The organism is Myxococcus sp. SDU36, assembly GCF_030168875.1.
Classification (GTDB): Bacteria; Myxococcota; Myxococcia; order Myxococcales; family Myxococcaceae; genus Myxococcus; species Myxococcus vastator.
On record NZ_CP077414.1, the window covers coordinates 8043382 to 8060992 of the forward strand.

15 protein-coding genes are annotated in these 17611 nt (G+C 70.4%); 9 read left to right on the forward strand and 6 right to left on the reverse strand.

The genetic code is table 11. The annotated features are described in order from the left end of the window. Positions 1 to 9: 9 nt before the first annotated feature. On the reverse strand, positions 10 to 1590 hold the full coding sequence (locus KGD87_RS32825) for an SDR family NAD(P)-dependent oxidoreductase (protein ID WP_284664880.1): 1581 nt from the start codon (positions 1588 to 1590) through the stop codon (positions 10 to 12). A 538-nt stretch (positions 1591 to 2128) separates the two neighbouring features. On the opposite strand from KGD87_RS32825, the gene KGD87_RS32830 reads away from it, so the two are divergent. Further along, on the forward strand, positions 2129 to 3814 hold the full coding sequence (locus tag KGD87_RS32830) for a L,D-transpeptidase family protein (RefSeq protein WP_284664881.1): 1686 nt from the start codon (positions 2129 to 2131) through the stop codon (positions 3812 to 3814). A gap of 3 nt (positions 3815 to 3817) precedes the next feature. Here the strand turns inward: KGD87_RS32830 and KGD87_RS32835 are convergent, their stop codons facing one another. The 3 genes from KGD87_RS32835 to KGD87_RS32845 are packed head-to-tail and all read right to left on the reverse strand — an operon-like array spanning position 3818 to position 5724. Next, positions 3818 to 4231, reverse strand: coding sequence for a secondary thiamine-phosphate synthase enzyme YjbQ (locus KGD87_RS32835; protein ID WP_284664882.1), 414 nt, complete (start codon positions 4229 to 4231; stop codon positions 3818 to 3820). Positions 4232 to 4234: 3 nt separating this feature from the next. Further along, on the reverse strand, positions 4235 to 4969 hold the full coding sequence (locus KGD87_RS32840; protein WP_284664883.1) for an alpha/beta hydrolase: 735 nt from the start codon (positions 4967 to 4969) through the stop codon (positions 4235 to 4237). Between the two features lie 2 nt (positions 4970 to 4971). Then, on the reverse strand, positions 4972 to 5724 hold the full coding sequence (locus tag KGD87_RS32845; protein WP_284664884.1) for a peptidylprolyl isomerase: 753 nt from the start codon (positions 5722 to 5724) through the stop codon (positions 4972 to 4974). 187 nt (positions 5725 to 5911) lie between these two features. Between KGD87_RS32845 and KGD87_RS32850 the strand changes: the two genes are divergently transcribed. Then, positions 5912 to 6874 carry a hypothetical protein gene (locus KGD87_RS32850; RefSeq protein ID WP_284664885.1) on the forward strand — a complete coding sequence of 321 codons (963 nt, stop codon included), beginning with the start codon at positions 5912 to 5914 and terminating at the stop codon, positions 6872 to 6874. Positions 6875 to 6962: 88 nt separating this feature from the next. After that, positions 6963 to 8060, forward strand: coding sequence for a trigger factor (locus tag KGD87_RS32855; RefSeq protein ID WP_284664886.1), 1098 nt, complete (start codon positions 6963 to 6965; stop codon positions 8058 to 8060). 3 nt (positions 8061 to 8063) lie between these two features. Here KGD87_RS32855 and KGD87_RS32860 read toward each other — a convergent pair whose 3' ends face one another. Next, positions 8064 to 9041 carry a lipase gene (locus KGD87_RS32860; RefSeq protein WP_284664887.1) on the reverse strand — a complete coding sequence of 326 codons (978 nt, stop codon included), beginning with the start codon at positions 9039 to 9041 and terminating at the stop codon, positions 8064 to 8066. Between the two features lie 172 nt (positions 9042 to 9213). Between KGD87_RS32860 and speD the strand changes: the two genes are divergently transcribed. The 6 genes from speD to KGD87_RS32890 are packed head-to-tail and all read left to right on the forward strand — an operon-like array spanning position 9214 to position 15002. Beyond that, positions 9214 to 9522 carry an S-adenosylmethionine decarboxylase gene (speD, locus tag KGD87_RS32865; protein WP_237080210.1) on the forward strand — a complete coding sequence of 103 codons (309 nt, stop codon included), beginning with the start codon at positions 9214 to 9216 and terminating at the stop codon, positions 9520 to 9522. Continuing rightward, complete coding sequence (locus tag KGD87_RS32870; RefSeq protein WP_284664888.1) at positions 9519 to 11414, forward strand: DUF4178 domain-containing protein; 1896 nt, start codon at positions 9519 to 9521, stop codon at positions 11412 to 11414. Before speD ends, KGD87_RS32870 begins: the two co-directional genes overlap by 4 nt. Positions 11415 to 11446: 32 nt before the next feature. After that, the gene (locus KGD87_RS32875; RefSeq protein ID WP_176418850.1) at positions 11447 to 11608 is read left to right on the forward strand and encodes a hypothetical protein; all 162 of its coding nucleotides are present in this window, start codon (positions 11447 to 11449) and stop codon (positions 11606 to 11608) included. Next, positions 11608 to 11835: a DUF350 domain-containing protein gene (locus KGD87_RS32880; protein WP_002635242.1), complete on the forward strand. Its 228-nt coding sequence runs from the start codon at positions 11608 to 11610 to the stop codon at positions 11833 to 11835. The genes KGD87_RS32875 and KGD87_RS32880 overlap by 1 nt, the downstream gene beginning before the upstream one ends. A 45-nt stretch (positions 11836 to 11880) precedes the next feature. Then, positions 11881 to 13377 (forward strand): polyamine aminopropyltransferase, encoded by a 1497-nt coding sequence (locus KGD87_RS32885; protein WP_284664889.1) that lies wholly within the window; start codon positions 11881 to 11883, stop codon positions 13375 to 13377. Beyond that, positions 13368 to 15002, forward strand: coding sequence for an FAD-dependent oxidoreductase (locus tag KGD87_RS32890; RefSeq protein WP_284668723.1), 1635 nt, complete (start codon positions 13368 to 13370; stop codon positions 15000 to 15002). Before KGD87_RS32885 ends, KGD87_RS32890 begins: the two co-directional genes overlap by 10 nt. A gap of 92 nt (positions 15003 to 15094) precedes the next feature. Here the strand turns inward: KGD87_RS32890 and KGD87_RS32895 are convergent, their stop codons facing one another. Continuing rightward, entirely contained in the window at positions 15095 to 17521 is a 2427-nt protein-coding gene (locus KGD87_RS32895) for a S8 family peptidase (protein ID WP_284664890.1), read from the reverse strand. Positions 17522 to 17611 lie beyond the last annotated feature (90 nt).

A 17611-nucleotide genomic window follows, 5' to 3' on the forward strand; every position in this document is an offset into this window, starting at 1 on the left:
GTCCGCGTGTCACCACGCGGTGTGACGGTAGTCCTTGAAGAAGTTGCCCCAGACGTACTCGCCGCTGTTCTCCGAGGCGATGATGGGGTCCACCACCCGCGCCGCCCCGTCGACGATGTCCAGCGGTGGCTGGAAGTCCAGCTCCTGCACCTTGCGCTCGGCGTGCTGCGCGGGGTCCTCGTCGGTGACCCAGCCGGTGTCCACGGCGTTCATGTAGATGTTGTCGCGGGCGTAGTCCGGCGCGGAGGTCAGCGTCATCATGTTGAGCGCCGCCTTCGCCATGTTGGTGTGCGGGTGTTTGTCCGTCTTCGTCCCGCGAGAGAAGCTGCCCTCCATCGCGGAGACGTTCACCACGTGGCCGGGGGACGAGCGGTCTTTGAGCATCAGCGGCTTCAGCTTCCCGACGAGGATGAAGGGCGCCACCGCGTTGATGAGGTGGACCTCCAGCATCTCCGCCGTCTGGACCTCGGCGAGCCGCAGCCGCCACGAGTTGACGTCCCGCAGGTCCACCTGCTGGAGGTCCGCGTCCAGCCGGCCCCGCGGGAAGAGGGCGCGCTCGTCACCCTCCTGCTCCAGGTTGTAGGGCAGCATGGACAGCGCGGCGGAGGAGTGGATGCCCAGCGCCGGGTCGCTGCTGCGCCAGGTGGTGGCCAGCTCCGAGCCTCCCGCGCTGCCCGCCCCCAGGGCGGCCGGCTGCACCGTGGCGACGCAGGCGTCATGGCCCGCGAGCAGTGCGCGCGCCGCCGCCGGCAGGTCTTCCGCGCGGCGCATCTCTCCCGGCAGCAGGTGGCCGTAGAAGCCCGGGGGCCGGCGCACCGTCTGCGCGGCGTTGTTGATGAGGATGTCCAGGCGCTCGTGCGTCTGCTCGATGTACTTCGCGAAGAGCTCCACGCTGGGCGCGTGGCGCAGGTCCAGCCCGTGGATGTGCAGCCGGTGCGCCCAGTCCGCGAAGTCCGACTCCTGGACGTAGCGCTGCGCGGCGTCGTTGGGGAAGCGCGTGGTGGCGATGACGCGCGCGCCGGAGCGCAGCAGCATCAGCGAGGCCTGGAAGCCAATCTTCACGCGGGCGCCGGTGATGAGCGCGACCTTCCCGTTCAGGTCGGCGCGCTGGGTGCGCTTGGCGTAGTTGTAGTCCGCGCACTCGATGCACATCGCGTCGTAGAAGAAGTGCAGCTTGCGGTACTCGGCCTTGCAGACGTAGCAGCGGCGGGGCTGCTCGAGGATGCGCTCCGGCCCCGCTTCCGTCGGGGGGGGAGGCGGCAGCGCGGGCACCGTGAAGATGGCGGAGCGGCGCAGGGTGCGAATCTCGGTGGTCGCGCGGATGACCCGGTCGTGCTCGCGCTTCGTCTTCTTCCGGTCGCGGCGCAGCGCCTTCGCCATCCGGGATTTAGCGTCGCGGTCCGGGTGCAGCACGCGGCCCGCGGCGCTCAGGAAGGCGATGCGGTCCTCCTCGGGGAGGCCGGCCAACAGGAAGCGGTCCTCGCTGATGGCCTCCAGGAGCTGGGTGACGCGGCGTACCTCGTCCAGGGACAGGGGGGCGGGGGGCGGCGCTTCGGGCGCGGGGGTCGGAGCAGTCTCGGCGAGCTTCATCTCCCCGCTGCATATCTTCCGAAGGGGGCGGGTGGAAAGAGGGGCTGGGGGATGGGGCCCGGCGGCTGGGGAGGCGGGCACCCGGGCGCCAGGCTCAAGGATGCCGTGGGCTTCCGGAGGGCTGGCCTCACCGGCGCGCCGCCATTTCCGCTGCATGTGACAAGGGCCGCTGCGATGGCACGAATTGCCCACTCACACGGAGCCCCACGCAGGCGAGCGCACCGTGGACGACGTTGAGTGTGCCGTCACTCCTCCGTACCGTGTCAGGTCCATGCGCCGTTGGCTTCTGCTCGTTCTGCTGCTGCCTGGAATCGCCTGCACGCCGCCTCCCGGCTCCGGGTCGTCTGAGGACGGTGGGGAGGTCCAAGCACCTCACGCCGATACCAGCGCTCCAGGCGACCTCCCTTCCGAACTGGGGGTGTCCGTGGCCGTCACGGAGTCCGTGTCGGAACAACGTGCCCTGGCCGGTGCCGCAGAGCGCGCACTTCCTGACGAAGCGGCGGACCTACCCGGGGTGCGGGCTGGTGCCTCGCGGGCCATGGCCGACGCCGCGGCGGGCGGCAGCCCCCTCTCGCCGAGCGCGAGCGCGGATGCCCGGCGCACGGCCTCGGATGCGCTGTTCGCGGCGTGGCAGCGCACCGCGGAGGATGCTGGGACGGACGGCGGCGTTGATGGCTTGGCCGAGGCGGCGCTGTCTCCGCCGCGACGCACGCGTGACGAAGGGGCGGCCGTGGCGCACGACGAGGTGCCGGCGCTGACCGTCGACCCCGCCCTGGACGACCTCGCCCAGTCCGAGGGAGAGGAGGACACGCCGGGCGAGGAGGCGCTCCCCCTGCCCGAGCAGCTCACCGTCATCCCAGACGGCCTGCGGCCAGGAGAGGAGCTGGTGCTCGGCCCGGACGGCGAGCCGCTCGAGGACACGGGGCTGGTGCTGGAAGACGTCGATCTGGGAAGTGAGCCCGTGAGCGGCGCGGAGGACGGAGGAACGTACGCGGTGCCCTTCGCTCCGGATGCGGGCTCGCTGCGGGTGCGCCGCTCCATCGTGGTCCGCCAGGAGCCTCGGCGGGACGCACCGGCACTGGGCACCGTGGCGCAGGACATGCGCGTGCGCTGGCAGGGCGAAACGGCGGTGCGCGGGCCGGACTGCGAGGCTTGGATTCAGATTGAGCCGCGCGGCTGGGTCTGCGAGCGCTACCTGGAGCCCAACTTCCGCGAGCCCCGCGTGCGCGAACTCCCCAAGCTGCGCGAGGGCGAGCTGACGCCCGGCATCTACGCCCGCGTCGTGGGCAAGCGCGTGCGCGCCTATCCCAGCCTCGCCCTGGCGCGCGCCCGGCGAAAGGGCGTGCTGCTGAAGGGCTCCGTGTCGGTACAGCTCCGCGGGCAGGTCCGCATCCGCCGCAGGACGTACTGGCGCACCACCGACGGCCAGTACCTGGAGGCCCGGGTGCTGCGCGAGTACCGGCCTTCCTCCTTCGAGGGCGTGAACGCGGAGGCCATCGCCGACCTGCCGCCGACGTTCGCCTGGGCCCAGTCCCGCACCCGTCCCGCCGCGGCCGTGGAAGTCCGCACCGCGCCAGACGCGAAGGCCCCCCGCGAAACGGTGCTGCCACCGCGCACGCTGGTGGCCGTGAAGGCGCTGTCCGAGGACGGCCACTGGGTGAGCATCGCGGAGGACCAATGGGTGGCGCGGGACGACCTGCACGTCGCCTGGTTCTCACACGCGCCGCCGCAGGTGGAGCCCGGCTCCCGCTGGCTGGACGTGGACCTGGATGCCCAGGTGCTGGTGGCCTACGAAGGTGAGCGGCCGGTGTACGCGACGCTCATCTCCTCCGGGAAGCAGGGCACGGACACGCCGGAGGGCCTGTTCCGCATCTGGATAAAGTTCGCGGAGGCCGACATGACGGGCAGCGGCACCGTCGGCAACGACACCTACCGCGTGGCCACGGTGCCCTGGACCATGTTCTTCCAGGACGACTACGCGCTGCACACGGCCTACTGGCACGACCGCTTCGGCCAGCCCATGAGCCACGGCTGCGTCAACCTGTCGCCGAAGGACGCCCGCGCGCTCTATGCCTGGGCCGCGCCGCAGGTGCCCGTCGGTTGGTCCATGGTCCACGCGACGGAGGACGCGCCGGGCTCGTGGATCCGCATCCGCGGTCAGGCCCGGCCGACGGGCAAGCCGCGCAAGGTGGCGGTCGCCGCGACGCGGGTGGGCGCGCCGTAGCGGTCAGCGCACCACGGACACGGTGACGCGGCGCCGGTGCGGCGAGGTCCGGTGCTCCCAGACGTAGACGCCCTGCCACGTCCCCAGGTCCGCGCGGCCGTCCTTCACGGGGATGTTGAGCGCGTTCTGCGTGAGGACGGTGCGCACGTGCGCGGGCATGTCGTCCGGCCCCTCCGCGTCATGGACGAAGAGCGGGTCCCCGTCCTTCACCAGCCGCGAGAAGAAGGACTCCAAATCCCGGCGCACGTCCGGGTCCGCGTTCTCACACAGCAGCAGCGACGCGCTCGTGTGATGAAGGAACACGGTGCACAGCCCCTGGCGGGCGCCGCTCTCCGCGACGGCGCGCTGGACGTCCGCGGTGATGTCGGTGAAGCCGCGGCCCCGGCTGGACACCGTGAGCTCCTTCGCGTGGAACATGGCTCAGCGTCCTCCCAGCCGCGCGGCGAGGAACGCGGCCAGGGCCTCCAGCTCCTCGGTGACGATGGCGTGCGGCATGTCGTAGGCGTGGAAGTCCACGGTGAGGCCCGACGCCACGAACAGGTCCCGCAGTCGCTCGGCGCTGTCCAGCGGCAGCAGCGGGTCCTGGCGCCCGTGGGCCTGGAACACGGGCATCCCCGCGCGGCCCTGCGCGCGGGGGCGCCACTCCAGCTCCGACGTCAGCGTGCCGGAGAGGATGCACAGCCCGGCGGGCGGCTCGTCCAGGCGCAGCGCCACGTCCGTGGACACCATGCCGCCCTGGCTGAAGCCGCCCAGCACGACGCGCCCATAGGGCAGCTTCATCGCGGCGCAGAGCGCGTCCACGGTGCTCCTCAGCGCCCTGCGCGCGGCGGGCATGCCCGGGGGCACGTCGCGCGCGAACTGCTCCCAGTCCCGCTGCTCTCCGCGCATCACCGCGTCGGGCAGGGGGAACCAGGCGCGCCCTCCGTACGCCCAGGCCATGGGCCCGCCGGGGAAGACGAACCGCACGCGGTCCGCCAGCGCCGGCTGGAGCGCCATCAACTCCGGCCCCAGGGGCACCAGGTCGGTGGCGGGCGCGCCCAGGCCATGGGAGAGGACGACGGCCAGCTCGGGCGTCGCGCCCTCGGGGAGCGCGTCGATGACGTGGCAGTCCAGCTCCCCCAGCCGTGTGGCCACGTGGCGCAGGGCGCGTTCCATGCTCACTTCCCGCTGCCGGCCGGGGCCTGGTCGCTCATGGCGATCTTCTGGATGACCACCGCCTCCAGGGGCTTGTCGCGCGGGTCGCGCTGCACGTTGGAAATCTTCTCCACCACGTCGTAGCCCGACACCACCTCACCGAAGATGGTGTGGCGGTTGTTGAGGTAGTCCGGCGTGGAGGTGGTGATGAAGAACTGGCTGCCGTTGGTGCCGGGGCCGGCGTTGGCCATGGCCAGCAGGCCCTTCTTGTCGAAGGTGCGGCCGCTCTGGAACTCGTCCTCGAAGCGGTAGCCCGGGTCGCCGCGGCCGGTGCCCGTGGGGTCGCCGCCCTGAATCATGAAGCCCGGAATCACCCGGTGGAAGACGACGCCGTCGTACAGCGGCTTGCCTGTCACGCGCTGGCCCGTCTTCGGGTCCGTCCAGGCCTTCTCGCCCGTGGCCAGTCCCACGAAGTTGGCCACCGTCTTGGGGGCATCCTTGGAGAAGAGGCGCACGCCGATGGCGCCCTGGTTCGTCTCCAGGGTGGCGTAGACGTCCTGGCCCGCCTGGACCTTCTTCGTCCATTCACCCGAGGCGGCCTCGGCGGGGGGCGCCGCGGCCGGCACCTCGGCGGCGGTGGGCGCGACGGGCTTCGCCGGCGTCGTCGCGGAGGGCGGGGTCCCCGCCCCCGTGGATTCCTTCTTGTCGGAGTCCTTGCAGGCGGCGAGGGAGAGGCTGAGGCAGAGGAGGGCAGTCGTCAGGTTTCGGGTCCGCATGGCGCGCGGACCTTAGCCCATTTTCGATGGATTCCAGGGGCTTACGGCGGCCTTGGGAGGCTTCTGTCAGATACCTGGAGTGAAAATCGGCAAAGTCGGTGAGTCTGGACGCAACAATCCGAAAGAAAGCCCGATGATCCGGGTAGAGCTGCATAAAGCCCTTCAAGTTCCCGTAGGAGCACACCCCATGGCGCCTCCGATTCGCCGCAACGAGCCCCGTCCCGTCCCGCCGCCTCCCGCGCCGGCGCGCCCGACTCCGCCGCCGCCTCCTCCTCCGGCGCGCACGGAGGCCCGCCCCGCGCAGGCTGACCGGTTCGAGGCCGCGCAGGGCCACATCAGCCGCGTCGCCAACGGCGTGCGCTCCGTTTCCGACGGCATCGCCGCCACCCAGGTGCGTGACGCCTTCGGTCCCCGCCGCCTCGGCCCCGTCAACCTGCCGGGTGGAAGCGGCAGCGTCGTCGAGGGCGCCAACACCCGCCTGGCGCGTGGCGCTGGCGCGGTCAGCCTCGCGGCCAACGTGGCGCAACTGCCGGGCGCGGGCTACCTCGCGGCCCGCGACGTGCGCGACGCCATCCGCAACCCGACCGGGGAGAACATCCGCCAGGCGGTGGGCTCCACCGCGGGCGCCACCTCCACCGCCCTGACGGCGGCGCGTGACGGCCTGAACCTGGCGGGTAACGTCAGCAACTACCGCGCCGCCACCAACGCGGCGCGCACCGCCTTCACCGCGGCGGCCCCGGAGGCGACGCGTGCCGCCGCCAACCGCGTGGCCACCACCGCCGCCAACGTGGCGCTGGACGGCGCGTCGCGCCAGGTCGTGCGCCGCGCGGCCGCCGAGGTCGCCGAGCGGGGGCTGGAGGGCGCTGCCCGCGCCGCTGGCACCGCCGCTCGTGGCGCGCTCCAGGGCGGGGGCACCGCGGCGGCGCGTGCCGCCGGCCGCTTCGCTCCGGGCCTCAACGTCGCCATCGCCGTGGCGGACACCGCCGCCGCCGTGAGCACCATCGCGGACCCGAACGCCTCGACGGGCCGGAAGATTACCGCCGGAGTGACGGCGCTGGGCTCCATCGCCGCCGCCACCAACATCCCGGTGGTGAGCCAGGTGGGCGCGGCCGTCTCCACGGTGTCGAGCTTCCTCGGCTCCTTCTTCTAGGAAGCGCCGCGTCGTCAGTCCCAACGCTCCGGGGGGCTTCGGTCCTCCCGGAGCGTTGTGCTATCCGAGGTATCCGGAGCGAGAGACCATGACGACCCATGACGAATCGCAGGGTGGCCGCAACAACGCGCGTCCGTTGGCCGAGCTTCATGCGCTCGGCATCATGAAGAAGATGCCGGCGGCGTTGCAGCTCGACAGCACCGAGCCGGTGAATCTTCCCGCGGTGGAGGCGCCTTCGCTGGACGGGCTGTCGGTAGCGCAGGTGGCTCCCGCCGCCCTGACGGAGGAGGAGCTCGTCGAGCGCTTCGATGCGCTCCGCCGCAAGCACGCGGACATCCGCGAGCGGCAGCCGGGCGAGGACGTGGCGGCCGACGACGACGTCCTGCTGGACGTGCTCGGCTTCGCCAACAACCGGCTGATGCCCTTCTCCGCCCGGGAGAACTGGTGGACGCGCGTGGCCGCGGACCCGGTGCTGCCCGGCTTCTTCGAGGCCCTGGCGGGCGCGAAGGTGGGCCAGTCCTTCTCCATCGAGCTGACGCTTCCGGAGCGCTATCCCGTGGAGTCGCTGCGAGGCCAGCCGGCGCGCTTCCTGCTGGAGGTGAAGGCGGCGCGTGAGGTGAAGGTGCTGGATGACGACTCGCCGGAGCTGCTGGCGCGGCTGGGGACAGCTTCCCTCACGGACGTCATGCGCAAGCTCGGCGACGAGCTGGCCCAGGAGCGGCTCGCGGAGGCGGACCGGCTCACCCAGGAGCGCGTCATGGACGCGCTGGTGGAGCGCACGCCGGTGGAGGTGTCCTGGGCGCTGGTGGACGAGGAGCTTCGCCGCCGCTGGGCGGAGACCGAGCGGCCCATCCTCCTGCGCAAGGACTTCCAGCAGGACGAACTGCAGGAGGCGCTGGACGGGTGGCTTCAAGATCCGCTCTCCCGCACGGACGCCGCGTACCGCATCACCCTGGCGCTGGCCCTGCGTGCCATCGCCCAGCGCGACGGCATCCAGCCGGACCGCGCGGCGACGGACGCCATGCTGGAGGACCTCGCGAACTTCACGGGCGTCAGCCGGCAGGAGCTGGGCGTGGCGGTGAAGGAGGACGAGGCGCTGGCGCGCCGCCTGTATGAGATGGCGCTGCGCTTCTCCACCATCGACCACGTGATGAAGCAGGTGACGCTGACGCCCGCCACGGCGTGAGGCTCAGCGCGTCTCCAGCGCCAGGGCGACCATCACCTCGGTGAGGTCGCCCGGGTGGTAGCGGACAAACCCCGGCAGGCCGCGCAGCGCGGCCTCCGCGTGGTCCATGTCGTGCAGCCGCACCACGCCCGCGCCGGGCACCTCCGCGTCCACCGCCGTCACCATGCCGTCCGCCTGGTACCCGTAGCGCTCGTGCAGGTAGCGCTGGAGCGGGTACAGCGTGGAGGTGCGCGACAGCCGCGAGGTGGCCAGCGACACGGTGGGGATGTCCGCGGGGTAGGGGTGCTGCTGGATGAAGGCCTGCCGCTGGGGATAGGACAGCTCCTCCACGGAGCGGGACACGCCGTGGAACAGCAGCGGGAAGGCGAAGTCGATGAGCCGCCGGAGCCGGGGCGTGGTGGCCAGGTCATGCGCGATGGAGGAGCCGCCATACGGTGCCTGCAGCGTCACCACCGCGCGCACCACGTGGCGCAGCTCCGGGTAGAGCGCCAGCGTGGCGGTGCACTCCACGCCGCCCTTGCTGTGGCCCACCATCACCACGCTGCGGCCGAAGTACTCCGCGTCGCGCAGCACCTCGCGGAGCACCGCCACGTTGTCCGCGAGCAGCCCTTCGGTGTCCACCGCGGCCTCGCGCACGCTCAGGCCCCGGCGCTCCAGCCGCTGCACGTTGTCCAGCAGGTAGCCGGGCAGCTCGTCGCCCAGCATGCCGCGCACCAGCACGTACTGGTGGCGCCGGGCCTCTTCCGGGAGCACCGGCAGTCCCTGGCGCACGCGCGCGTACAGCGCGTGGAAGCGGGGCGTGAGGTCCTCGGGGGGGAGGGGCAGCGCCGCCCGCTTCAGCCAGCCGGCCATGCCTGCGCAGCCGGGGCCCCACCAGCGCTCGGCGGGAGGCAGTCCGCGCAGCGTGCGAGCGAGCCGGGCAATGGCGCCGGGCGCCGGTGTCGGGGACTGGGGAAGGGGGGGCTCCAGCGGCGGCGTCATCTCTTAAGTCAGCGTAGCGGGAAGCGAAAGCCGGATGCCAACGCGGCCTTGAAAAGCCGCGGGCGCGACTTGCGCGCGGACGCGATGGTGAGCCCGTGATAAGAAGTCCGAGGACGGGAGGATTTCGAAGCTGACCACCGGACAGGAATGGCTGGTTGACGCCAGCGGCTGCGTGCCTGGCAGCCTCAAGGACGCGGCGGCACTGGCGGCGCTCTTCGAGGCGCTCATCGTCGTGCTGGACCTGAAGGTCGTGGGCCAGCCGCAGTGGCACGTGTTCCCGGAGCCCGGTGGCATCACCGGGCTGACGCTGCTGGCCGAAAGCCACCTGGGCATCCACACGTTTCCGGAGCACGGGTTCGCCGCGCTCAACGTGTACTGCTGCCGGGAGCGCCAGCGTCCGGACTTCGAGGCGCTGCTGGCGCGTCACCTGGGCGCGACGGCGTGCGTGGTGCGTGAGTTGAAGCGGGGGGTGACGGCGTGACGCAGGGGAAGTGTCCATCGTGCGGTGCGATGGTGGAGTTCACCGCCGGCTCGGCGCAGGTGGTGGTGTGCGGCTACTGCCAGACGGTGGTGGCGCGCAAGGGCCTGGACTTCGAGTCCCACGGGAAGATTGGCAGCATCGTCCCCACCGACTCGCCGCTGCAGCTCCGCGCGGAGGGGCGCTACCGCAAGGTGGCGTACACCATCGTCGGTCACCTGCAGAAGGACCACGGCGAAGGGCCGTGGGACGAGTGGTACGTGGAGTTCGCGGACGGCCGCACCGGGTGGCTCAGCGAGTCCGAGGGCGCCTTCCACCTGATGTTCGACATGGGGCCCGAAGCGGACGTGGCGCTGGAGGACCTGCACCCGGGTGAGCGGCTGCACCTGCGCGAGCGCGCGTGGGTCATTGAAGAGCGCGGCCATGGCCGCGTGGTGGCCGCCGCGGGCCAGCTTCCCAGCGACGTGGACCCCACGCAGGACGCCTGGTACGTGGACGCCACGGGGCCCAAGGGCGCCTTCCTCACGCTCGACTTCGGGACGCGCGGGCACTCCCCCGAGGTCTTCGTCGGCGAGGCGCTGAAGCTGGAGGAGTTGGGCATCCCCGCCGGGCAGCTCCGGCCCCGCGTGCGCAAGGTGGAGCTGCAGCAGGCGCGCTGCACGCAGTGCAACGGCAACCTGGACCTGCGCGCGCCGGACAAGACGCTGCGCGTGGTGTGCCCCTACTGCGGCGCGCTGCTGGACGCGCGCCAGGGCAAGCTGTCCTTCCTGCGCCTGCTGGAGAAGCCGGCCCGGGCGCTCGTCATTCCCCTGGGGACCCAGGGGAAGCTGGATGGCACGGAGTGGACCTGCATCGGCTACCTGGAGCGCTCGTGCGTCGTGGAGGGCCTGCGCTACCTGTGGGAGGAGTACCTCCTCTACAACGCGTCGCGCGGCTTCGTCTGGCTGATGAACTCCAACGGCCATTGGGTGTTCCTGAAGCCGTTGCCCGCCGGTGATGTGTCGCTGTCGCCCGGGGTCGCCGCCTTCCACGAGCACCGCCGCTACAAGTGCTTCCAGCAGGTCGCCGTCGTCACGGACGTGGTGCTGGGGGAGTTCTACTGGACGGTGAACGCGGGCGAGCGGGCCTTCGCGACGGAGTACGTCGCCGCGCCGTACTCGGTGAACGTGGACGCCACCGACAATGAGGTGTCGTACACCCTCGGGGAGTACCTTGAGCCCGAGGTGGTGAAGGAGGCCTTCGGCTTGAAGGAGCCGATGGCGCGGCGGGAGGGCATTGCCCCCAGCCAGCCCAACCCGCACCAGGGGGGCGTGCGCTCCGCCTTCGTGTGGACGGGCTTCTGGATACTGGCGTTGTTCGTCCTGTCGGGCGTGCTGTCCGCCTCCGCCGCGAAGGAGCAGGTGCTGGAGCAGGCCGTGGTGGTGCCGCTGGGCGCCGCGCCGGGCTCGCCCGCGGCGATGCACTTCAGCGAGCCCTTCGAGCTGTCCAAGCGCGGCAACATCAAGGTGGACGTCTTCGCCGCGCTGGACAACGACTGGCTGGGCATCCAGGGCGACCTGGTGAACCAGGACACGAACGACGTGGTGACCTTCTACGAGGAGCTGAGCTACTACCGCGGCCGTGACATCGACGGGAATTGGAGCGAGGGCAGTACGTCCGGCAGCGCCTACCTGTCTCCGTTGCCCGCGGGCAAGTACGTGCTGCGCACGACGGCGGCCTTCGACGCGAAGCCGAACCGGACGTTGCCCATGGCGTACCAGGTGAAGCTCATCCACGACACGCCCAACTCGAGCTGGTTCTGCTTCGCGCTGGTGTTGATGGTGCTGGGCCCGGTGGTGGCGTTGTATCGCTCGCACAGCTTCGAGACGCGGCGCTGGGCGGAGAGCAACGTCTAGGTTTGAGTCGTCAAACGTGACGGAGGCGCGTCATGAAGTGGTTTGGAGGACTGGTGCTGCTGGGCTACGCGGCATTGATGATTTCGGGCTGGTCCCCCTTCACGAAGGAAGCGCGGGACAAGGTACCGGGCAACGTCCGGCGTGGGCCGGGCGGCGTCCTGCTGTGGACTGGCGGCTACATGGGAGGGAAGTGATGTTGTTACTTGGCGTGGTGGTCAGCGTTCAGGGTGTGCTGGCGAGCATCATCTACTCGCTCATTGGATTGGCGGTGTTCGTGGCGGGCTTCTACGTCATCCGCCTCATCATGCCCTTTGACGTTCACAAGGAGCTGGAGGCCGACCAGAACACGGCGGTGGGCATCGTCATCGGGTCCTTCATCATCGGTCTGGCCATCATCGTGGCCGCGGCCATCAGCGGATGAGGGCGCGCGCCGCGCGCCCATGCCTGTGCGAAGTGAAGTGACGCCGTGAACAAGACGCTGCTGTACATCACCGTCATCGTCATCGCGACGTGCGGGCTCATCTATGAGCTCGTCGTCGGGGCGCTCGCGAGCTACCTGCTCGGCGACTCCATCACCCAGTTCTCCACCGTCATTGGCGGCTACCTGTTCGCCATGGGCATTGGCAGCTACCTGTCGCGCTACATCGAGCGCGGGGTGGCCCAGCGCTTCGTGGAGGTGGAGCTGGCGGTGGCGCTGCTGGGCGGCCTCTGCGCGCCGATGCTGTTCCTCACCTTCACGCTGACGGACCTGTTCCAGGTGGCGTTGTACGGCAGCGTGATTGCCATTGGCGCGCTGGTGGGCATGGAGATTCCCCTCCTGCTGCGCATCCTGAAGGACCAGCTCAAGTTCAAGGACCTGGTCAGCCAGGTGCTGTCGCTGGACTACGTGGGCGCGCTCGCGGCCAGCGTGGCCTTTCCGCTGCTGCTGGTGCCGAAGCTGGGGCTGGTGCGCACGTCCCTGCTGTTTGGCGTGCTGAACGCGGCGGTGGCGCTGTGGAGCACCTGGCTTCTGGCGCCGCTGCTGGGCAACCCGCTGCGGCTGCGCGTCAAGGCGGTGGGGCTGACGGTGCTGCTGCTGGTGGGCTTCGTCATGGGCGACCGGCTCACCACCTTCTACGAGGACCAGCTCTACGCGGACGAGGTGGTCCACGCGTCCAGCTCGCCGTACCAGCGCATCATCCTCACGCGCGGCAAGCGGGGCTTCTCGCTGTTCCTCAACGGCAACCTCCAGTTCGCCAGCCTGGACGAGTACCGCTACCACGAGTCCCTGGTGCACCCGGCCATGGTGCGCGCGGGCAAGGTGGAGAACGTGCTCATCCTGGGCGGTGGAGACGGCCTGGCCGCGCGGGAAATGCTGCGCTACCCGGAGGTCCGCTCCGTCACCCTGGTGGATCTGGACCCGGCGATTACCAGGCTGGCGACGAACTACGGGGAGCTGGCGAAGCTGAACCGCTATGCGCTGACGGACCCGAGGATGCGGGTTGTCAACGGGGACGCGATGCAGTTCCTCACGGAGGGCGGCGCGCAGTACGACGTGGTGGTGGTGGACTTCCCGGACCCGAACAACTTCGCGCTGGGGAAGCTGTACACCACGGGCTTCTACAAGCTGCTCAAGAAGCGCATCGCGCCAGACGGCGTGGGGGTGGTGCAGAGCACCAGCCCTCTGTTCGCCCGGCGCTCCTTCTGGTGCGTGGAGACGACGCTCAAGGCCGCGGGCTTCTGGACGGAGCCGTACCACGCGCTGGTGCCGTCGTTTGGTGAGTGGGGCTACGTGCTGATTGCGCACGAGCTGCCCGCCCGGCACCGGCCGCTGCCCGAAGGGCTGCTCTTCCTGGATGACGCGACGATGGCGTCCCTCACCCAGTTCCCTCCGGACATGGGGCCCCTGCCCGCGGAGGTGAACCGGCTGAACAACCAGGTGCTGGTGCACTACTACGAGGCGGAGTGGCAGCGGTGGAACTGACGCGGCGGGAGCTGGTCGCCGCGTTCCTCGGTTCCGCGGTGGCGGCCAGCGCGTGCCGGAAGTCAGGGCCGAGGGCGCGTGTCCCCGGCGCGGTGGTGGACCAGGCCGTGGAGCTGGGGCACCGGCTCCGCGGTGGGCCGCTGCCGCGCGCGGACCTCGTGGAGCCCGTGGAGGTGCTGGTGGTGGGCGCCGGCGTGGCGGGCCTGTCCGCGGCCTGGCGCCTGGCGGGCGCGGGCGTGCGCGGCGTGCGCGTGCTGGAGCTGGAGTCGGAGCCGGGAGGCACGTCTCGCTCCGGGCACAACGGCATCTGCGCCTACCCGTGGGGCGCGCACTACCTGCCCGCGCCGCTGGAGGACCAAGGCCCCGTCGTCCGGTTGCTGCGGGAGATGGGCGCCGTCTCCGACGTGGATGACGCGGGCCGGCCGCGCTTCGAGGAGTCGCTGCTCATCCACGAGCCGGAGGAGCGCTTCTTCTACCGGGGGCACTGGTACGAAGGGCTCTACCTGCACGCGGGCGCCAGCGCGGAGGACCTGGAGGAGCTGCGGCGCTTCGAGGCGCGGATGAACGGCTTCGCCTCCGCGAGAGACGCGAAGGGGCGCAGGGCCTTCGCGGTGCCTTCCGGCCTGTCCAGTGACGACGCGGAGTGGACGGCGCTGGACGCGGTGAGCATGGCGGCCTGGCTGGAGCGCGAGGGCTTCCGTTCGGCGCGGCTGAAGTGGGTGGTGGACTACGCGTGCCGGGACGACTTCGGCACCACCGCCGAGCAGGTCTCCGCCTGGGCCGGCATCTGGTACTTCACCGCGCGGCAGGACGGGAATGGGGAGCGCAGCGAGGGCTACCTGAGCTGGCCCGAAGGCAACGGCCGGCTGGTGCGGCAGCTGGTGTCGGCGCTGCCGAATGGCGCGGTGGAGCGCAACGTGCTGGTGCACACCGTGGAGCCCGTGGAGGGCGGCTGCCGCGTGGACGCGGTGGAGGCGGGCACGGGCAAGCCCCGGGCCTTCCTGGCGCGGCAGGTGGTGCTGGCGTGCCCGCGGTTCATCGCCGCGCACGTGGTGGCGCCGTGGCGGCGGGAGCGGCCGGCGTGGTTGAAGGACTTCACGTATGGGCCGTGGGTGGTGGCGAACCTGACGCTGTCGTCGCCGCCGCGCTCGCGGGGCTTCCCGCTGGCCTGGGACAACGTCTTCTATGAGAGCCGCAGCCTGGGCTACGTGGTGGCCACGCACCAGACGCTGCGCCAGGACGAGCAGGGCCCCACGGTGCTCACCTGGTACCTGCCCATGGACGGCGCGGACGTGAAGGCCGAGCGGGAGAAGGCGCTGTCGGCCACCTACGCGGACTGGGAGGCCCTGGTGATGGCGGACATGCTGCCCGCGCACCCGGGCATCGCGGGGCAGGCGCAGCGGCTGGAGGTCCAGCGCTGGGGCCACGCCATGGTGCGGCCCGCGCCGGGCTTCATGTGGGGGCAGGCGAAGCAGGCCGCGGGGGAGAGCCTGGGGCGCTCGCTGCACTTCGCGCACTCGGACCTGGGCGGCATGGGCCTCTTCGAGGAGGCGAACTGGTTCGGCGTGCGGGCCGCGGAGCGCGTGCTGGCGGAGCTGGGCCGGCGTGAGGTGAGCTGGCTGTAGTCGCCGGTGCCCCGCATGCCCGTACCCGCCTGGAGGACAGGGGGCATTGTCGGGCCGCATGCGCATCTCCCTCCACGGGGACTCGCGGCACGTTAGGACACGCTCTCGACTGGCACTCCCACCGCTTCGGCGACCGGAGTCCAGATATCGGCTTCGACGCCAAGCGTCTCTATCGAGATGACGAGCGCATACCGCGCGCCCTTGGCACTGCGGTCTCGCTTCGGCTGGTCCTTCCACCAGCCACTGACTGGGTACACTGCGACGATACCGCGCTCGGCGAGGTCGGCCGCGAAGCCCTGGAGGATGTCCGAGTGGAGCGAGCCTCGGTTCCGCGCGGTCTCGCCCAGGTACCACTCCGACGAGTCGCCACCCGACGACGGTCTATTCTCATCCTCTTCGAGCGCCTTCTTGTTCAGGCGCTTGCGGAACTCGTCCATGGACTCGGTCGGGCCCTTCACGTCGAAGCGAAGCCCGTGCGAGGCGTAGCGATGGCGCTTCTTCCAACCGCGTCGACCGGGGTTCGGCTCAATGAAGTACGAGAGCGTAACGCGCAGCCGGACCGGCGTTTCGCCGAGGCCCTGAAGTACATCGCGTGGCCACGGCAGTTCGAAGAAGTGGATGTCACCCATCTGCCTCTCGGTGGGTCTCTCCTCCTTCGGAACAAATGGGCGGATGGCGCCTTGCGCGACCAGCGTGAGCGCGTCGTTCGCGCTGCGCAGCGCGCGCTGGATGCTTGGCACGCCGAAGCCGTAACGGCGGACGAGGCGTGCCCGTGCGCGCTTGCCGGCGGCCCCCTGCAGCGCCGCCTTCATCTGCGAGGTCCACTCCGCTGAGTGTACGATAAGCGCGCGCACCGCTTCAGGCCAGAGCATCGGGTACTCGGCGGTGATCAGCGCGGCCAACTGGGCGGCCTGCGCGGTGGCAGCGCTCGTTGCCCAGCTCAGCACAAAGGGCTTCTCGGCGAACTTGTAGTGCGTGGAAAGCAGGCTGAGGTCGTCGCACTGGAGGACCTCGCCCTTGGCGTTCTTGATGGCGTTGCCCGCCTCGATGACAACGTCGGGTTTGATGGGCCAGGTCTCCGCGAATGTGACACCTGTCGTGCTCCATGGTGAGAGTTCTCCCGCGCGCGCGACCGGCTTCCAACTCGCCAACTGCGGATCATTGATGACGGCTTTATCGGTGAAGCCGCCGACCGTGAGCGCGTTCCATGCCTGTCCGGGGTCGTGAACCGGATCGGTGTCGCTGTTGTTGAGGTGGTCCAGGCCAGGCTCGGCGGCGTTGCCGGCCGAGATCACGAACAGTCGTTGCGCCAGGTCGGAGCCGTCGTCGAGGTACTCGAGGCCCTGTGTAGTCGGGTCGAACGCGCGGCCAGCGGCGAGCGCGTCAACTGCGGCCGACCACGACGTGGGCTGCCCACGATCGCGCTCGTCCGTGGCGGTCACTGCCATTGAGAACGTGCGCCTCCGCGCGGGGGCCTGGACCTCGACGCGGCTCGTGGCGTCGGCGGTGATCGCGCCGTAGAGGTCGGGCGGGTTCTCGCCTTTGACCGGGAGGATCTTCACCGACTCAAGAACGTGCCGGAGCGAGACGTCGTGGTTCCCTTCGACGTGCCGGGTGAGATCTCCGTAGAGCGCGAGACCGGCCATTTCTGTGCCGTGACCATCATGGTCGTGCGTACCCCACGTCGGGTCGTACGCGTGGCAGTCGGCATCATTGAGCGACGCCGCGAGCAGTGGGTGCCCACGGTTCACGCCCGTATCGAGAACACAGACGGCAGGCGCGTGTGCGGCGGCTGCCTTGGTGCGCTCGATGAGATCCTTGGCCCACTCGCCTTGTTCGTTGGGCGCCATGTCGCTGAAGACAGTGGCGACCTGCTTCGCCCTCCGCACTTCGGCCACGTCGTTGAGCACATCGACCGACGACGCGAGTTGCGCCGGAGACGCGCGCACCAGGGTCACCGTGCGGTCCTCGAACTGTAGCCGGCGAGGCGCGACCTTGAGTCCCTGGTGGGTAGCGAACTCCATCAGGCGGGCGAGTTCGGTGCCGTCGTCGCCCTGGCGGCGCAGCCAAACCTCCCACCAGATGACCGCGTCCTCGTCATCGGGATACGCCTCGGAAGCGTCCGTCCACAGGCTGCGCAGCGTTGCGAGGCGCAGCGTAGCGACGGGGTCGAGCATTTTTTCGTGGCGCTGCTCGCCCCTCTTCTTCGGCGCTGTCTTTGCGTAGGCTTCAAACCGCTTGAGGAAGTGCCCAACCTTGCCGTCGGGAACGAATACAGTCGCGCGCTCGATGCGCTGAGGCTTCATCGCATCAGTCTGCGCGTGGCTCACGGCAACCAGTTCGATACCCTGGTTTGCTGCCTCGAACGAACCGAGTTCCAGTGGAACACCGGGCTGGCTCTCGAACTGGACGTACAGTCCAGGTTCCGCGCCGTGCACTTCAATGCCCGCTTCGTTGCGCCGCCGCCCGGCCTCTATGGTTGCGGCCTTCAGCGCGCGCTCAAGCGCCTTGGCGTGCATCGCGCGATTCGCGGGACCCGGTGCTGGCGGAGGTGGATCAATCCTCTTCAGGTGCGGCCTGTAGGGCTCGGTCGAAGGCGCGGTCTGGAC

Excerpts from the sequence above, each read along its gene's own strand:
- KGD87_RS32825 (WP_284664880.1), bottom strand. The coding sequence starts at position 1,590 with ATGAAGCTCGCCGAGACTGCTCCGACCCCCGCGCCCGAAGCGCCGCCC.
- KGD87_RS32830 (WP_284664881.1), top strand. The coding sequence starts at position 2,129 with ATGGCCGACGCCGCGGCGGGCGGCAGCCCCCTCTCGCCGAGCGCGAGC.
- KGD87_RS32835 (WP_284664882.1), bottom strand. The coding sequence starts at position 4,231 with ATGTTCCACGCGAAGGAGCTCACGGTGTCCAGCCGGGGCCGCGGCTTC.
- KGD87_RS32840 (WP_284664883.1), bottom strand. The coding sequence starts at position 4,969 with ATGGAACGCGCCCTGCGCCACGTGGCCACACGGCTGGGGGAGCTGGAC.
- KGD87_RS32845 (WP_284664884.1), bottom strand. The coding sequence starts at position 5,724 with ATGCGGACCCGAAACCTGACGACTGCCCTCCTCTGCCTCAGCCTCTCC.
- KGD87_RS32850 (WP_284664885.1), top strand. The coding sequence starts at position 5,912 with ATGGCGCCTCCGATTCGCCGCAACGAGCCCCGTCCCGTCCCGCCGCCT.
- KGD87_RS32855 (WP_284664886.1), top strand. The coding sequence starts at position 6,963 with ATGACGACCCATGACGAATCGCAGGGTGGCCGCAACAACGCGCGTCCG.
- KGD87_RS32860 (WP_284664887.1), bottom strand. The coding sequence starts at position 9,041 with ATGACGCCGCCGCTGGAGCCCCCCCTTCCCCAGTCCCCGACACCGGCG.
- KGD87_RS32875 (WP_176418850.1), top strand. The coding sequence starts at position 11,447 with ATGAAGTGGTTTGGAGGACTGGTGCTGCTGGGCTACGCGGCATTGATG.
- KGD87_RS32880 (WP_002635242.1), top strand. The coding sequence starts at position 11,608 with ATGTTGTTACTTGGCGTGGTGGTCAGCGTTCAGGGTGTGCTGGCGAGC.
- KGD87_RS32895 (WP_284664890.1), bottom strand. The coding sequence starts at position 17,521 with ATGCACGCCAAGGCGCTTGAGCGCGCGCTGAAGGCCGCAACCATAGAG.